Source organism: Streptococcus huangxiaojuni (assembly GCF_040930515.1).
In the GTDB taxonomy this organism is placed as follows: domain Bacteria; phylum Bacillota; class Bacilli; order Lactobacillales; family Streptococcaceae; genus Streptococcus; species Streptococcus huangxiaojuni.
Map to the genome: position 1 here is coordinate 195523 of NZ_JBFQEG010000001.1, position 16653 is coordinate 212175.

General features: G+C 44.7%; 11 protein-coding genes and 1 pseudogene. 10 read left to right on the forward strand and 2 right to left on the reverse strand.

Annotation, left to right across the window (positions count from 1 at the left end):
• Positions 1–4 precede the first annotated feature (4 nt).
• Positions 5–196 (reverse strand): annotated as a pseudogene (locus tag AB3329_RS00925) (IS3 family transposase); the annotation flags it as partial.
• A 129-nt stretch (positions 197–325) separates the two neighbouring features.
• Between AB3329_RS00925 and secA the strand changes: the two are divergent.
• From secA to AB3329_RS00965, 8 genes are all read left to right on the forward strand, one after another.
• Entirely contained in the window at positions 326–2860 is a 2535-nt protein-coding gene (secA, locus tag AB3329_RS00930; RefSeq protein WP_368393852.1) for a preprotein translocase subunit SecA, read from the forward strand.
• Between the two features lie 25 nt (positions 2861–2885).
• Positions 2886–3917, forward strand: coding sequence for a 3-deoxy-7-phosphoheptulonate synthase (locus tag AB3329_RS00935; protein WP_368393853.1), 1032 nt, complete (start codon positions 2886–2888; stop codon positions 3915–3917).
• Between the two features lies 1 nt (position 3918).
• Positions 3919–4980 carry a 3-deoxy-7-phosphoheptulonate synthase gene (locus AB3329_RS00940; RefSeq protein WP_368393854.1) on the forward strand — a complete coding sequence of 354 codons (1062 nt, stop codon included), beginning with the start codon at positions 3919–3921 and terminating at the stop codon, positions 4978–4980.
• A 63-nt stretch (positions 4981–5043) separates the two neighbouring features.
• On the forward strand, positions 5044–5403 hold the full coding sequence (acpS, locus tag AB3329_RS00945; RefSeq protein ID WP_368393855.1) for a holo-ACP synthase: 360 nt from the start codon (positions 5044–5046) through the stop codon (positions 5401–5403).
• Positions 5400–6509, forward strand: a complete 1110-nt coding sequence (gene alr, locus AB3329_RS00950; protein ID WP_368393856.1) for an alanine racemase — start codon at positions 5400–5402, stop codon at positions 6507–6509. The genes acpS and alr overlap by 4 nt, the downstream gene beginning before the upstream one ends.
• Positions 6510–6715: 206 nt before the next feature.
• Positions 6716–8731 carry an ATP-dependent DNA helicase RecG gene (gene recG / locus AB3329_RS00955; protein WP_368393857.1) on the forward strand — a complete coding sequence of 672 codons (2016 nt, stop codon included), beginning with the start codon at positions 6716–6718 and terminating at the stop codon, positions 8729–8731.
• Between the two features lie 393 nt (positions 8732–9124).
• Positions 9125–10039: an aldo/keto reductase gene (locus AB3329_RS00960; RefSeq protein ID WP_368393859.1), complete on the forward strand. Its 915-nt coding sequence runs from the start codon at positions 9125–9127 to the stop codon at positions 10037–10039.
• A gap of 301 nt (positions 10040–10340) precedes the next feature.
• Entirely contained in the window at positions 10341–11723 is a 1383-nt protein-coding gene (locus tag AB3329_RS00965) for a Cof-type HAD-IIB family hydrolase (RefSeq protein WP_368393860.1), read from the forward strand.
• A 180-nt stretch (positions 11724–11903) separates the two neighbouring features.
• On the opposite strand, the gene AB3329_RS00970 is transcribed toward AB3329_RS00965, so the two are convergent.
• Positions 11904–12356: a universal stress protein gene (locus tag AB3329_RS00970; protein ID WP_067060146.1), complete on the reverse strand. Its 453-nt coding sequence runs from the start codon at positions 12354–12356 to the stop codon at positions 11904–11906.
• Positions 12357–13221: 865 nt separating this feature from the next.
• Here AB3329_RS00970 and AB3329_RS00975 point away from each other — a divergent pair.
• Both AB3329_RS00975 and AB3329_RS00980 read left to right on the forward strand, forming a co-directional pair.
• The gene (locus tag AB3329_RS00975; RefSeq protein WP_368393861.1) at positions 13222–14964 is read left to right on the forward strand and encodes a glycerophosphoryl diester phosphodiesterase membrane domain-containing protein; all 1743 of its coding nucleotides are present in this window, start codon (positions 13222–13224) and stop codon (positions 14962–14964) included.
• Between the two features lie 64 nt (positions 14965–15028).
• Complete coding sequence (locus tag AB3329_RS00980) at positions 15029–16243, forward strand: pyridoxal phosphate-dependent aminotransferase (RefSeq protein ID WP_368393862.1); 1215 nt, start codon at positions 15029–15031, stop codon at positions 16241–16243.
• Positions 16244–16653: the final 410 nt, after the last annotated feature.

The following is a 16653-nucleotide window of genomic DNA, read 5'->3' on the forward strand; positions in this document are numbered from 1 at the left end:
ATAATTAGTTATTATTTTTTTCAAACTCTATTGGCAACTGATATCCTAAGGCAGAATGGAGACGTTTCGGATTATAACAGGTTTCAATATATTTAAACATTTCAAGCTGAGCTTGCTCAATGGTTGCGAAATTTGCATCATTGACAAGCTCTCTTTTTAACGTTTTATAAAAGGATTCCATGAGTGCATTATCATATGTAAAAAGCATTGCCTGTATCATATGTAAAAAGCATTGCCTGTATCATATGTAAAAAGCATTGCCATTCTTGAATTGGCTTCTGTTTTGTGATAAAATAAAACGATAAGATTTTCGAAAGGAAACAGGATGGCAAATATTCTACGTAAGGTCATTGAAAATGACAAAGGCGAATTAAGAAGATTAGAAAAAATAGCAAAGAAAGTAGAAGCTTATGCAGATGAAATGGCTGCTATGCCGGACGAAGAACTGCAGGCAAAAACACCGGAATTTAAAGAACGGTATCAAAAAGGGGAAAGTTTGGAAAGCCTTTTGCCCGAAGCTTTTGCCGTTGTCCGTGAGGCTGCTAAGCGCGTACTGGGGCTTTATCCTTATCATGTGCAGATTCTTGGCGGGATAGTCCTGCATAATGGCGATGTGTCTGAAATGCGCACCGGTGAAGGGAAAACGCTGACCGCTACTATGCCAGTCTACCTCAATGCACTGGCCGGCGAAGGGGTTCACGTCATCACCGTCAATGAATACCTGTCAACCCGTGATGCCACTGAAATGGGTGAAATTTACAGCTGGCTGGGGCTGTCTGTCGGTATTAATCTGGCGGCTAAATCAGCTGCTGAAAAGCGTGAAGCCTACAATTGTGACATCACTTACTCCACCAACTCTGAGGTTGGTTTTGACTATCTCCGCGATAATATGGTGGTCCGTCAGGAAGATATGGTGCAGCGCTCTCTGAATTTTGCGCTTGTCGATGAGGTTGACTCTGTGCTGATCGATGAAGCCAGAACGCCTTTAATTGTTTCCGGTGCTGTCAGTTCGGAAACCAACCAGCTCTACATTCGTGCAGACCGCTTTGTCAAAACTCTAGCTGAGACTGACTATGTGATTGATGTTCCGACTAAAACAATCGGCTTAACCGATTCTGGAATAGATAAGGCTGAAAAGTACTTTCGTTTAGAGAATCTTTATGATCTTGACAATGTTGCACTGACCCATTTTATTGACAATGCTTTGCGGGCCAATTACATTATGCTTTTGGATATTGACTATGTCGTCAGCGAGGCACAGGAAATTCTCATCGTTGACCAGTTTACCGGACGGACAATGGAAGGCCGCCGTTTTTCTGATGGTCTTCACCAAGCCATTGAAGCCAAGGAAAATGTCAAAATCCAAGAAGAATCGAAGACAAGTGCCTCGATTACCTATCAGAATATGTTCCGCATGTATAAGAAACTGGCTGGGATGACCGGGACTGCCAAGACGGAAGAGGAAGAATTCCGGGAAGTTTACAATATGCGTATTATTCCTATTCCGACCAACCGCCCGATTGCCCGTCTCGATAATGCGGATTTGCTTTACCCTACTCTGACAGCCAAATTTAAGGCTGTGGTTGCTGATGTTAAAGCCCGCTATGAAAAGGGGCAGCCGGTTCTTTTGGGGACAGTAGCTGTTGAAACCTCAGAGCTGATTTCAAAAATGCTGGTTCAGGCTGGGGTGCCTCATGAGGTGCTTAATGCTAAAAACCACTTTAAAGAAGCCCAGATTATTATGAATGCTGGTCAGCGCGGTGCGGTAACAATCGCTACCAATATGGCCGGACGCGGAACAGATATCAAATTGGGTGAGGGTGTCCGAGAGCTCGGAGGACTTTGTGTTATTGGGACTGAGCGCCATGAAAGCCGCCGGATTGACAACCAGCTGCGCGGGCGCTCGGGCCGTCAGGGAGATCCGGGTGAGTCACAGTTTTACCTATCGCTTGAAGATGATTTGATGCGACGTTTTGGTTCAGACCGTATCAAGGTTTTTCTTGAGCGCTTGAATATGGATGATGAAGAGACGGTTATCAAGTCAGGGATGTTGACCCGTCAAGTTGAATCAGCTCAAAAGCGTGTTGAAGGCAATAACTACGATACCCGTAAACAGGTTCTGCAGTATGATGATGTGATGCGGGAACAGCGGGAAATTATTTATGCTGAACGCCGTGATGTTATTACCGCTTCCAGAGATTTAGGTCCGGAAATTAAAGCTATGGTGAAACGGACCATTGCACGGACAGTAGACTCTCACAGCCGCAATACTGACCGAGATGAAGCGCTGGAAGCTATTTTAAACTTTGCCAAAACCAATCTTCTGCCCGAAGATTCTATTAAATTATCTGAATTAGAAAATCAAAAAGACAGTGAACTGAAGGAAGATCTCTATCAGCGGGCTCTGAAGGTCTATGATCAGCAGATTGCCAAGCTCCGCGATAAGGAAGCTGTTATTGAATTTCAAAAGGTTCTGATTTTAATGGTAGTTGATAATAAATGGACCGATCATATTGATGCACTTGATCAGCTGCGCAATGCTGTCGGCCTTCGCGGCTATGCTCAAAATAATCCTGTTGTTGAATATCAGTCTGAAGGTTTCAGAATGTTCCAGGATATGATTGGGGCTATTGAGTTTGATGTAACACGGACAATGATGAAAGCACAGATTCATGAGCAGGAACGTGAACGGGCAGCCCGTCCGTCCAGTACAACTGCTGCCAGAAATATCAGTGCCCGTCAGATCGCAGGTCAGCAGGCTGAAGGCCTTGATTTTTCTAAAGTTAAGCGCAATGATCCTTGTCCGTGCGGTTCCGGCAAGAAATTTAAAAACTGTCATGGCCGCAGGCGGCTGTCATAAGAGCAGTTGAATCTCAGGAGAAAGCATGTCATTCAAATCAACGAGCGAAAAAATTAATATTGAAGAAATAAAAAGCAGCACTACCTTAGACGGTGCTGCTCTGGCTAAAAAAAGAGAGCGCGACCGGCAGCTGACGGCCATTATCAAGGGAGAAGACGACCGGCTGTTGCTTGTTGTCGGCCCTTGTTCATCTGATGATGAAAAAGCCGTACTGGAATATGCCCGCCGTTTGGCTCAATTGCAAGAGGCCGTTAAAGACCGGCTCTTTCTTGTCATGCGGGTATATACAGCTAAACCGCGGACAAACGGCGATGGCTATAAAGGCTTAGTCCATCAGCCCAATGCCAAGGAGACCCCTCATTTAATCAATGGGATAAAGGCTGTGCGCCGGCTTCATTACCGCGTTATTGAAGAAACCGGTATGACAACCGCAGATGAAATGCTTTATCCGGAAAATCTCCCCTTGGTCGACGATCTCGTTTCTTATATTGCTGTTGGGGCGCGGTCAGTTGAAAATCAGCAGCATCGCTTTGTGGCTTCCGGGATCGATGTGCCGACAGGAATGAAAAATCCGACTTCCGGCAATCTGACTGTCATGTTTAATGGTATTTATGCGGCTCAGGCCCGGCAAAATTTTCTTTTTAACGGGGAGGAAGTTGCAACATCGGGCAATACATTGGCGCATGTGATTTTGCGAGGGGGGACCAATGAGTATGGTAAAAATATCCCCAATTACTACTATGACAATCTTTTAGAAACTATTGACCAATACGAAAAAATGGCACTTGAGAATCCCTTTATCATCATTGACACCAATCATGATAATTCAGGGAAAAATTATCTTGAGCAGATTCGTATTGTTCGGCAGACCCTTATCAATCGCGACTGGAGTGAAAAGATAAAACAGTATGTCCGCGGCTTCATGATTGAGTCTTATCTGGAAGACGGCAGGCAGGATAAGCCCGAAATTTACGGTAAGTCCATTACGGATCCTTGTCTTGGCTGGGAGAAGACCGAGGAGCTGGTTCGCGAAATCTATCAGACATTAGGAATGTAAAATGGGAATCCATCAGAAAAGTGCGGCTCTTGATATCGCACAAATCAAAGCGCTGTCTAAGCTGGAAGGCCGCTTTCTTGACCGTAAACTGGCCAGAGATCAAGAACTGGCTGCTATCATCCGGGGGGAAGACGAGCGTCTGCTTTTAGTTATCGGTCCGTGTTCATCAGACGATGAGAGGGCCGTGCTTGATTATGCCCGCCGTTTGGCTGAACTTCAGGAAGCGGTTAAGGATAAAATTTTTATGGTCATGCGTGTCTATACGTCCAAACCGCGGACAAACGGCGATGGCTATAAAGGGATGATTCATCAGCCTGATACTAAGTCGGCGCCCAGCTTGATTGACGGGATAGCTGCTGTGAGGCGGCTGCACAGCCGTATTATCACTGAGACCGGACTGACGACCGCTGATGAAATGCTTTACCCTTCTAATCTGTCTTTTTTGGACGATTTAGTTTCTTATCATGCGATTGGCGCCCGCTCTGTTGAGGACCAAGAACACCGCTTTGTGGCTTCCGGCTTGGATGTACCGACAGGAATGAAGAATCCTACATCAGGTAATTTGACTGTCATGTTCAATGCCATCTATGCAGCACAAAACAGGCAGACCTTCATCTTTCATGATGCAGAAGTTGAGACAGACGGCAACCCTTTGGCGCATGCTATTCTTCGCGGGGGAGCTGCTTCTTCGGGTGAAAATCAGCCTAACTATGCTTATGAAGATTTGCTTAAAGCCATCAGTCAGTATGAAAAAATGGGTTTAAAAAATCCTTTTCTGCTGATTGATGCTAATCATGACAATTCAGGGAAAAACTACCTTGAACAGATTCGAATTGTTCGGCAGACGCTTATCAACCGCGATTGGAATGAGAAAATTAAGCGCTGCGTCCGCGGCTTCATGATTGAATCTTATCTGGAAGACGGCAGGCAGGATAAGCCCGAAATTTACGGTAAGTCCATCACGGATCCCTGTCTTGGCTGGGAGAAGACTGAAAAGCTTGTCCGTGAGATTTATACCTTTTTAGGCATTGGTTCTTACGAAGAACTGATTTTCAAGTCATAGTGAGGAAAAAGAGAGACTGACCTCCTCTTTTTTCTGTCTGCTCTTATTTTTAAAGGAGAATTCATGATAGTAGGACATGGCATTGATTTGCAGGCCATAGATGCGATTGCAGCAGCTTATGAGAAAAATAATTCATTTGCCCGGCGAATTTTAACAGATGAAGAATTAACTGTTTTTCAGTCTTTATCTGCTCCTAAGCGGCAGATGGAATATCTGGCCGGCCGATGGGCTGCCAAAGAGGCTTTTTCTAAAGCTTTGGGGACCGGCATCGGTCCTGTCGGTTTTCGGGATATAGAAGTCCTGACTAACGACAAGGGAGCTCCTGTGATTACCCACTCGCCTTTTGCCGGGAAAAGCTTTATTTCCCTGAGTCACAGCGGCAACTTTGTTCAGGCCAGCGTTATTTTGGAGGCAGAAAAATGATTCCTGGTTTACATCGGCCAACTAAAGCCATTATTAATTTACAGGCTATTGCTGATAATATTAAAACTATCCAAGACCATATCCCTCGAGGGACGAAAACCTATGCTGTTGTTAAAGCCGATGCTTACGGCCACGGAGCTGTAAAAGTAGCTCATTTTATCCAGGGGACCGTAGATGCCTTTGCCGTTTCTAATCTGGATGAAGCGATTGAATTGCGGCAGTCCGGTATTACCAATGATATCCTGGTTTTGGGGCCAATCGTTCCGGCTGATATCAAGCTGGCTAAAGCCTTTGCGCTGACTTTAACGGTAAGCAGTCTAGAATGGCTGGATATGGCCCGGTCACAGGGAGCTGATTTTCGCGATTTGACGGTCCATATCAAAGTGGATTCCGGTATGGGGCGCATTGGTATCAGGACCGCCGAAGAAGCTAATTATTTACTATCAGAATTAAAAGAGGCTGGCAGCACAGTTGAAGGAATTTTTACGCATTTTGCTACAGCTGATGAGGCTGAGGATCAAAAGCTGCAGGAACAGCTGGCCTTCTTTAAAAAGATTCTAGCTCAGTTAGACGAACAGCCTGAGCTGGTCCATGCCAGTAATTCGGCAGCCAGTCTGTGGCATAAGGAAACTATTTTTAGTGCCGTACGGCTGGGACTGGCCATCTATGGTTTAAATCCGAGCGGCAGCACGTTAAGCCTGCCTTATCCCTTGAAACCGGCTCTGTCTCTGGAGTCCGCCCTGATTCAGATGAAAAAAATAGATGAAGGGGATAATGTTGGCTACGGTGCTACTTATACGGCCTCTTCAGCACAGTATATCGGGACGGTTCCTATCGGCTACGCTGACGGATGGACGCGCGATTTACAGGGTTTTTCGGTACTTGTTGATGGTCAGGAATGTGAAATTGTCGGCCGGATTTCAATGGACCAGCTGACAGTCCGCCTGCCGCAGGCTTATCCTTTAGGGACAAAAGTGACTTTAATTGGCACAGAAAAGGGCCGGAAGATTTCGGCAACTGATCTGGCACAGAAGCGCGGGACAATAAATTATGAAATCCTCTGCTTGCTCAGCAACCGTATACCTAGGCAGTACTTGGAAGCCTAACTCCCAAGAGACAAGCGAAAGCATTCTGCTTCTGCTGACTGGAACCGCAAAAGCTCTAAACAAGAGACTGCAGCCTTGGCACACTTGGCAAAAAGCAGGCAGTGCTCGATTCCAACAGTGGTCTGCTGGCTTTTAGTCCGGTCTTGCTGCAAGGCTGCTATAATGAGTTAAATGGTCTTGCCTCTTGATTAGTTGGTGGAGAATATATGGATTTACAATCATCTATTGCAGTTTTGAAGGGTTTAGGGCCCAAATCTGCTGAAAAATTTCAGAAATTAAATATTTACACCATAGAAGATCTCTTGCTTTACTATCCATTTCGTTATGAAGATTTTAAGGATAAGTCGGTTTTTGAGCTGGCCGATGGCGAAAAGGCCCTTATCAGCGGGACTGTAGTGACACCTGCCAATGTTCAGTATTATGGGCATAAGCGCAATCGTCTTTCCTTTAAAATGAAACAGGGAGAAGCTGTCATAAGTGTCAGTTTTTTTAACCAGCCTTACTTACAAGAGAAGGTGACAGTCGGCAGCAGGCTGGCCGTATTTGGGAAGTGGGATGCCCTGAAGTCGGCTGTTACAGGGATGAAAATCCTCGTCCAAGCGACTGATGATTTGCAGCCTGTTTACCGTTTAGGACAGGGAGTGACGCAAAATGCTTTGGTAAAGGCTATTAAGGCAGCTTTTGCAGTTGGAGCCCATCAGTGGCTCCCTGAAAATCTTCCTCAGGTCTTGCTGGATAAATACCGGCTTTTAAGTCGCAGTCAGGCAACGGCAGCTATGCATTTCCCAAAGGATTTATCCCAGTACAGGCAGGCCCTGCGCCGCATTAAATTTGAAGAACTTTTCTATTTTCAAATGCAGCTGCAGCTCCTCAAGGCAGCCAATAAAACAGAAAAAAGCGGTCTGGCAGTCAATTATGATCAAGAAGCTGTCCGGCAGAAAATTGCTGAACTGCCGTTTTCTTTGACAGCTTCTCAAAAAAGCAGTCTCAATGATATTTTAACTGATATGCAATCGGGCAGACATATGAACCGGCTCCTGCAGGGAGATGTCGGCTCCGGCAAGACGATTATTGCCAGTCTGGCCATGTATGCAGCCTATACAGCAGGCTTTCAGTCAGCTTTAATGGTCCCGACAGAAATATTGGCAGAACAGCACTATGAAAGCTTATCGGCCCTGTTCCCCGATTTATCTATTGCGATTTTGACTTCAGGTATGAAAGCTCCGGTCAGACGGACGGTTTTATCGGCTATAGCTTCCGGTTCAGTCAATATGATTGTTGGAACGCATGCCCTGATTCAGGAGGGTGTTGATTATCACCGTTTAGGTTTGGTTATTACAGATGAGCAGCACCGCTTCGGGGTTAGGCAGCGGCGGCTTTTTCGAGAAAAGGGGAGTAATCCGGATGTACTCATGATGACCGCTACTCCCATTCCTCGGACGCTGGCGATTACGACTTTTGGTGAAATGGATGTTTCAACGATTACTGAACTGCCGGCCGGACGCAGACCTATTCTGACCCGCTGGATAAAGCATGAAGAGCTTGAGAACGTTTTTTCCTGGATGAAATCAGAATTAAAAAAAGGCGCTCAGGCTTATGTCATCTCACCGCTGATCGAGGAGTCTGAAAGTCTGGATTTGAAAAATGCCACAGACTTGTATGAAGAGCTTTCAGCCTATTTTGCAGCGGAAGCTAAGGTGGCTCTTTTGCACGGCCGTCTAAAAAATGAAGAAAAAGAAGCTATTATGCAGGATTTTAAAAGCAAGCGGCTTCAGATATTGGTTGCAACAACAGTCGTTGAAGTCGGGGTTAATGTGCCTGATGCCACTATTATGCTGATCATGGATGCTGATCGATTTGGCCTAAGCCAGCTCCACCAGCTGCGCGGACGTGTAGGCCGCGGCAGCAAACAGTCCTATGCTGTCTTGGTAGCTAATCCAAAGACAGAATCGGGCAAAGAGCGAATGAAAGCAATGACTCAGACAACCGATGGTTTTCTTCTGGCAGAAGCGGATTTAAAACTGCGGGGGTCAGGTGAAATTTTTGGAACACGCCAGTCAGGCCTGCCGGAGTTTCAAGTAGCAGATGTGATTGAAGATTTTAATATTTTAGAAGAAGCCAGACGGGTCGCTGCCCTGATTGTTTCTGACAGCCACTGGCAGCAGGACGAGCGCTGGCAGGTGATTGTGCCCAACTTGAAACAAAATGACAGCTTTGATTAGACTGCCCTTTGGTATAAGAGGCATCAAAATAGCCGCAAACCCCAATAAACCTAAAGACTGAAAAATCAGGCGGTCTCAGCAAAGCTTAAGAAACTTGGAGAAAATAAAAGGCTGTTATGCTCTTATTACTGGAATTTTTGACGCTTTTTTGAAGAATTAACAGCGGACGGTTGCTTCCTTTTGAGCTCTTTAAACAGTCTGAGTGATAGTCGGCTGTTTAAAGAACTTGAGAAAAGCAAAAGTTTTTGCCTTGCCGTCAGCTGGCAAGGGCGGTTCTCATAATTGAGAGATAGGTCTAAAAATTTTTACTGATTTTTATAATAATGCTTGCAGGCAGGGCTTTTTGCTGAAATGTGTTACAATAAAGCTACGACAAAAACAAAGGAGTTATCTATGTCACAAAAAATCGGCCCTACTCAAGTTCAGACTGCGCCTATCGCTTTAGGCTGTATGAGAATGGGGGCCTTGGAAATCAGTAAAGCAGAGCAGGTCTTGACCGCTGCTTTAGAGCATGGTATCAATTTTTTTGACCATGCTGATATTTATGGTGCCGGTGAATCCGAGCGCCGTTTTGGACAGGCCGTCCGCAATCTGGGAGTAGAGCGTGAAAAGCTGCTGCTTCAGTCAAAATGCGGTATCCGTCAGGGATATTACGATTTTTCCAAAGACTATATTATTCAAACAGTTGAAGCGAGTCTTGAGAGACTGGGGACCGATTATCTGGATTTTTTCCTGCTTCATCGTCCGGATGTTCTGATGGAGCCGGAAGAAATAGCTGAGTCTTTCAGTCAGCTTCATAAAGAAGGGAAAGTGAAGTATTTCGGTGTCAGCAACCAGAACCGCTACCAGATGGAGCTGCTTCAGGCTTATCTGGAACAGCCGCTTGTCATCAATCAGCTGCAGCTCTCTCCCGCTCATACTGTCCTGTTTGATGCCGGCTTGAACGTTAATATGACCAATCAGGCTGCAATTGATCGTGAGAATGGGATTGTGGAGTACTGCCGCTTAAACCATGTAACCATTCAGGTTTGGTCCCCATTTCAAATTGATTTAGCGCAAGGGCTCTTTATGACTGATAAACGTTATAAAGCTTTAGCTCAGACTATTGAGAAATACGCTGAGCGTTACCACGTTTCGGCAGAGGCTATCATCATTGCCTGGATTTTACGCCACCCTGCTCGAATGCAGGCTGTTATCGGTTCGATGAACCCGGAACGGATTGACCGGATTATGCAGGCTCAGCATATTTCCTTAACACGCGCTGAATGGTATGATATTTACCAAAGCGCAGGGAACAAACTGCCATAGCGATTAAGCCTGTTTTTATGGGGGTCTAAAAACAGGTTTTGCTTTTTTAGAAATCTGATGAGCGTGTTTCACATTACTGGCTGGCCGCTGCTACCTGTTCTGAATTTGGCAGTCACTCTATTGGATTATTAAAAAGGTACTTGTAAAAATTTAGAGGACTTTCCTGTGAGTACAGGGCTGTCGGAAAGTCAGAAATCTATGATTTCGCAGGCGTGCCCCTGCCAGGATGACTAGGAGGGTGCGGTCTGCCTGGATATTTAAAAATGTGTTATTGTCTATTTCAGTATAAAGAGGAGTAAATGTGGTAGTTAAGGCAGTATTTTTTGATATTGACGGGACGCTTTTAAATGACCGTAAAAATGTCCAACGCTCAACCGAAAAAGCCATTCAGAGTCTAAAGGAACAGGGCGTTTTTGTAGGGCTGGCGACTGGCCGCGGTCCTGCTTTTGTGCAGCCTTATATGGAAAATTTAGGCCTTGATTTTGCGGTTACTTATAATGGTCAGTATATCTATACGCTCGATAAAATCCTGTATCAAAATCAGCTGCCAAAATCTTTGATCTACAAAGTTATCCGCTACGCAGGCGAAAAACGGCGGGAAATATCGCTGGGACTGGCTTCCGGTTTAGTCGGTTCCAATATTATTAATATGGGGACCAGCAGATTTGGCCAGATTGTCAGCAGCATTGTCCCTAAAAGGATGGCAAAAACCCTTGAGCAAAGTTTTAAACACTTAATCCGCCGATTTAAACCGCAAAACATGGAAACCTTAGTAACAATCATGCGGGAACCGGTCTACCAAATTGTTATGGTAGCAACTGCCGGAGAAACGGCAAAAATTCGGGAAAAATTCCCCCACATAACGATTACCCGCAGCAGTCCTTACTCAGCAGACCTGATTTCGGAAGGACAGTCTAAGATTGAAGGGATCGAGCGTGTCGGCCGTTTATTTGACTTTAGTTTGGCTGAAGTAATGGCTTTTGGAGATTCTGAGAATGATATTGAGATGCTTTCCGGTGTAGGGATAGGCGTGGCAATGGGAAATGCCTCTGAGACGGTCAAAGCAGAATCCCATTATACAACAGCAAGCAATAATAATGACGGAATTTCGAAAGCGCTGGCCCATTACGGCTTAATTCATTTTGATACAGAACAAAGCTTTAAGAGCAAGGATGAGAATTTCAATAAGGTTAAGGATTTTCATCAGCTTATGGACGGCGATACGCTGGAAACACCTCGGGTTTACAGTCTCAAAGAAGCAGTCCACCGCGCAGACTTTAAGGCTGAAGAAATTGTGGAGTTTTTATATGCTGCCAGTCAGGGAGACCGAGAACAGTTTAAAAATGCGGTGCTAGATCTGCATTATGCCATTGATAAAGCCAGAGAGAAAGTCCAGTCTAAAGAACATGCAGAGACACCTTTGGTCGGTCAGGTTGATGCTCTGACGGACCTATTGTATTTTACTTACGGTTCCTTTGTTTTGATGGGGGTAGATCCCAAACCTTTATTTGACACAGTTCATGAAGCCAATATGGGGAAAATCTTCCCTGACGGTAAAGCGCACTTTGATCCTGTGACACATAAGATATTAAAACCAGACGACTGGGAGGAACGCTTTGCTCCGGAAGCCGCTATTAAGGCAGAGCTGGACAGGCAAATCCAAAAATCCTTGCATAAAAAATAAAGCCATTTCAGTTCAGTCAGAACGAAATGGCTTTTTGGGATAGGGACTGCTGTAATTGAGAGAGAAATCTATTGTTTGCCTGAATGTGCATCCATTTTTCAGCAGCCATGATTGTTTTGTTTTTTGAATGGTTCAGGCAGATTGCAAACCTATTTTTTGACAGCTAAGGAAAAGGCATTATCAGAAAACTTTTTGACTGTCTCGGACAACCAGCAGATCCACTTTAGCATGGCGAAGGATGTATTCAGAAGAGGAGCCGATCAGCAAACGTTCAAAAGTATTGAGACCTGTCGCTCCGACCATAATCAAATCAGCTTTCTCTTTATCGGGGATATCTCTTGCTAAAAGCGATTTAGGATTGCCAAATTCAATAATTTGCTTGACTTTAGTCAGTCCGGCATCGCGAGCTTGTTTTTCATAGTCAGAAAGAACATCCTTTGCTTCCTGCTCTAGTTTTTCATATATATAAGTATCAAAGGTTGCAACACTTTGAAGTGCCCGCGTGTCAATGACATGTGTCAGAAGGAGTTCGGCATCATTACGCAGAGCCACATTCACCCCTTTTTGAAAAGCCAGTTCTGACTCATAAGAGCCGTCGATAGCAACCAGAATTCGTTCATATTTTTGTGACATATCCTGCGCCTCCTCTAATGAATTATCTCAAAGCAGCAAAGGCAGTAAGTAACTCGCACTTAAAGAAAAATTCGCGGACAAACAGTTTTCCCTTCTGCTCTATATCCCTATTATACTCTTTTAAATACGAAAGTGAAAGCGTTTTAAAGAAATTTCTGGATTTTCTGACAGAACAGTCTGGCTGCTTCACGCCTTTGTATCTTGTGAATTGAACACGCCCTAAGAGCTGTGCAGTGAAATCATCCAGTGGATGATTTCAGCTCGAACCTAGAAAAGGGAGAGTGAGGGGATTGGAAATCTGTATCGTTACCTAATTACCGCTAGCCGTAGACGTCTGAAGGCTTTGTCGTCCAAATGGCCGACCGCACCCTTCTAGCCGTCTTGGCAGAGGTGCGTCTGCGAAATCAAAGACTTCGGACTTACCGTCAGCCGTAGACGTCTGAAGGTTTTGTCGTCCTGCGGCCGACCGCACCCTTCTAGTCGTCTTGGCAGAGGGGCGCAGACGAAATCGAAGATTTCTGGCTTACCGTCATTTTTGCTTTGCTCTTTTAACGGGCTTTGTATCTTATTAATTGAACACGCCCTAAGCTCTTTGCAAAAAAGATAGCCCTCCCTAGAGTCTTTAGTGACTCGGCGGTCAGGCTCCTATTTTCCTTTTGCGTTCTTAACGGGCTTTGTATCTTGTGAATTGAACACGGGCTAAGCTCTTTGCAAAAAAGATAGCCCTCCCTAGAGTCTTTAGTGACTCAGCGGTCAGGCTCCTATTTTTGCTGTGAGCTTGAACGCCCTTTGTATCTTATGAAAAAGGATTTTCTAATGTTTGGTATTTTGGTAAAATAGAAGCGATAAAGATTAAGGAGCTTCTATGTTACAGACTGTTAAAGATGTTTTAAGAGACCTTTATTGGTATAAGTATACTTATATTTTGCGCGCTGCAATTTTACAGTTCCTGCTGACGACTGTCGGAGCTTATCTGCTTTCTTTGCTTTTTAGATTTATTCTGGTTAATAGCGGCCTTCCCGGACTGACGGCAGATAATGTTTTTACTTTTTTTGCTAATCCTTTGACCCTTATCTTAATGCCTGTTTACCTTCTTTTGCTGGCATTTCTCATCTATGTGGAATTTTCTGTTTTGGCTCAGATTATTACTGTTAAAGAGGGGGAGTTCCGGTCGGTTTTTGCTGGGGTGAAAGAAAAAACCCGCTATTTTTTCCGGATTGTATCAGGCTGGAATTTTCTGGCTTTTGTGCTTTATTTGCTGCTGTCCCTTCCTATTTTGAGTTTTTTCTACTCGTCTTTTCTGCTGGAAAATCTTTATATACCTAAATTCATTTCCGGAGAGCTGTTTAAGACAAGCAGCGGGACTTATCTGTATTACGCTGTCAATGCACTGTTTATCTATTTGTATTTTCGTTTTATTTATACTCTGCCGTTAACAGTTACCTACAATCAGCAGAGTTTTATTCAGAATATGAAAAGGAGCTGGCAGCTGACTAAAATCAGCAAGATAAAGAATCTGGGCGGTTTAGTTTTGGTTAATCTTGTACTGGCCGGAAGTCTGCTTCTTTTGTCGCTTCTGGGGATTGGGGCGGCTGCCATGCTTGATCGAAGCCAGGAGAATCTCTTGATTGAAAGTCTGTTCTTAACCTTTGTTTGGGGCTTCTTATTTACAGGCAGCCTTTTTATGAAGGTCGGATCGCTTGCCTATCTTTTAAGCAGTTTGAATCCGGAGAAGGAGACCAGCATCAGGCCGCCTCTAAAAAGGCATTCTCTTTTCCTTTTTCTTTTGATGATTGTTATTGGCTGTCTGGTCTATGTTTATAATAGCGGCCGAGTAGCAGGCGCTGATCCTAACAAAATTCAGATTTTGGCCCACCGCGGTTATGTGAACAAGGGGGTAGAAAATTCACTGGAGGCTTTGAGGGCAGCAGCAAAAGCCGGTGCTGATTATGTTGAGATGGATATCATTATGACCAAGGATAGGGAGTTTATGGTCAGCCATGATGACAATCTTAAACGTTTGACCGGAAAAAACATTGCCATCAGTGAATCTAAGGCAGCTGACCTTATCGGTCTGAAAATTAAGCAAAATGGCTTTAGCAGTCGTTTAGTCACTTTCTCGACTTATGTTGAAGAAGCGAAAAAATTGGGGATAAAATTATTAGTAGAGTTAAAACCGAGCGGAAAAGAGCCTGCTGACTATGAAGAGCTTTTTCTTGCCCGTCTGCAGGAGCTGGGGGTCAGCCAAGATTACAAGGTGATGTCCATGAATTTACCAACTATGGAACGTATTGAGACATTAAATCCTGCCATTGAAACAGGTTATGTTATTCCTCTGCAGCTCGGACAGTTTACCACACAGGCTGTTGATTTTTATGCTTTGGAAGAATTTTCTTACCGTGAGGCTTTAGCCCGATCTGCTAAAAAAGAAGGAAAAGAAGTCTATGTCTGGACGATTAACAGTGAAAATGAGATTGACAGCTATCTGCAATCCAGCGTTACAGGAATTATCACAGATTATCCTGAACTTGTTCGAAAAGAAAAACAGCGTATCGCCAATGAAGATTCTTATGTAGCTTATCTTTTGCGTCTGTTAAATCTATCGTAACCTGCATAGCTTGTTTTTAATATCATTGCAATTAGGATATAATTGTTACTGTGAGGTAGAAGAAATGAAAACATTTGAAAAATCATCGAAATTAGAACATGTCGCTTATGATATCCGCGGGCCGGTTTTAGATGAGGCCAACCGTATGATGGCTAATGGAGAACAGATTCTGCGTCTTAATACCGGCAATCCCGCTGAATTTGGTTTTACAGCACCGGATGAAGTCATCCGTGACCTCATTTTAAATGCCCGTAACAGTGAGGGCTATTCAGACAGCAAAGGGATTTTTTCTGCCCGCAAAGCTATTATGCAGTACTGCCAGATTAAGGGATTTCCAAAAGTAGATGTCGATGATATTTATATTGGCAATGGTGTCTCAGAATTAATTACCATGAGTATGCAGGGGCTGCTTGATGATGGCGATGAGGTGCTGATTCCCATGCCTGACTATCCTCTTTGGACTGCTGCTGTCAGCCTTGCAGGGGGACATGCTGTTCATTACATTTGTGATGAGAAGGCAGAATGGTATCCTGATATTGCTGATATTAAGGCAAAAATAAGCTCTAATACCAAGGCTATCGTGGTTATCAATCCTAATAATCCTACAGGAGCCTTGTATCCTAAGGATATCTTAGAAGAAATTGTTGATATTGCCCGACAGAATGATCTGCTGATTTTTGCCGATGAAATCTATGACCGGCTGGTTATGGACGAACTGCAGCATACGGCCATCGCCAGCTTGGCACCAGATGTCTTTTGTGTCTCTATGAACGGCCTGTCGAAATCTCACCGCATTGCAGGTTTCCGAGTAGGCTGGATGGTCTTGTCAGGTCCGAAAAAACACGTCAAAGACTATATTGAGGGACTGAACATGCTGGCCAATATGCGTCTGTGCTCCAATGTTTTATCCCAGCAGGTTGTGCAAACATCTTTGGGAGGGCACCAGTCGGTAGATGAACTTTTGCTGCCGGGAGGCCGGATTTATGAACAGCGGAATTTCATCTATCAGGCCATTAACGACATTCCCGGGCTGTCAGCTGTCAAACCAAAAGCCGGACTGTATATTTTCCCAAAAATTGACCAAGATATGTACCGCATTGATGACGATGAACAATTTGTTCTGCGCCTGCTGCAAAAAGAAAAGGTCATGCTTGTGCATGGCCGCGGATTTAATTGGAAAGATCCCGATCACTTTCGGATTGTCTACCTGCCGAGAGTAGAAGAACTAGCAGCCGTTCAAGAAAAAATCACACGGGTCCTGCACCACTTCCGCCGGTAACACCAAGATACAAAGCCCGTTCAAGCTCACAGCAAAAATAGGAGCCTGACCGCCGAGTCACTAAAGACTCTAGGGAGGGCTATCTTTTTTGCAAAGAGCTTAGGGCGTGTTCAATTCACAAGATACAAAGCCCGTCAAAAGAGCAAAACAAAAATGACGGTAAGCCAGAAATCTATGATTTCGTAGGCGCCCCCCTGCCAGGACGACTAGAAGGGTGCGGTCGGCTGTCAAGACGACAAAGCCTTCAGACGTCTACGGCTGACGGTAAGTCCGAAATCTCTGATTTCGCAGACGCCCCCCTGCCAGGACGACTAGAAGGGTGCGGTCGGCTGTCAAGACGACAAAGCCTTCAGACGTCTACGGCTGACAGATAGTCCGAGGGGCTTTTTCTTAGAAAAGAGACTCCGGCT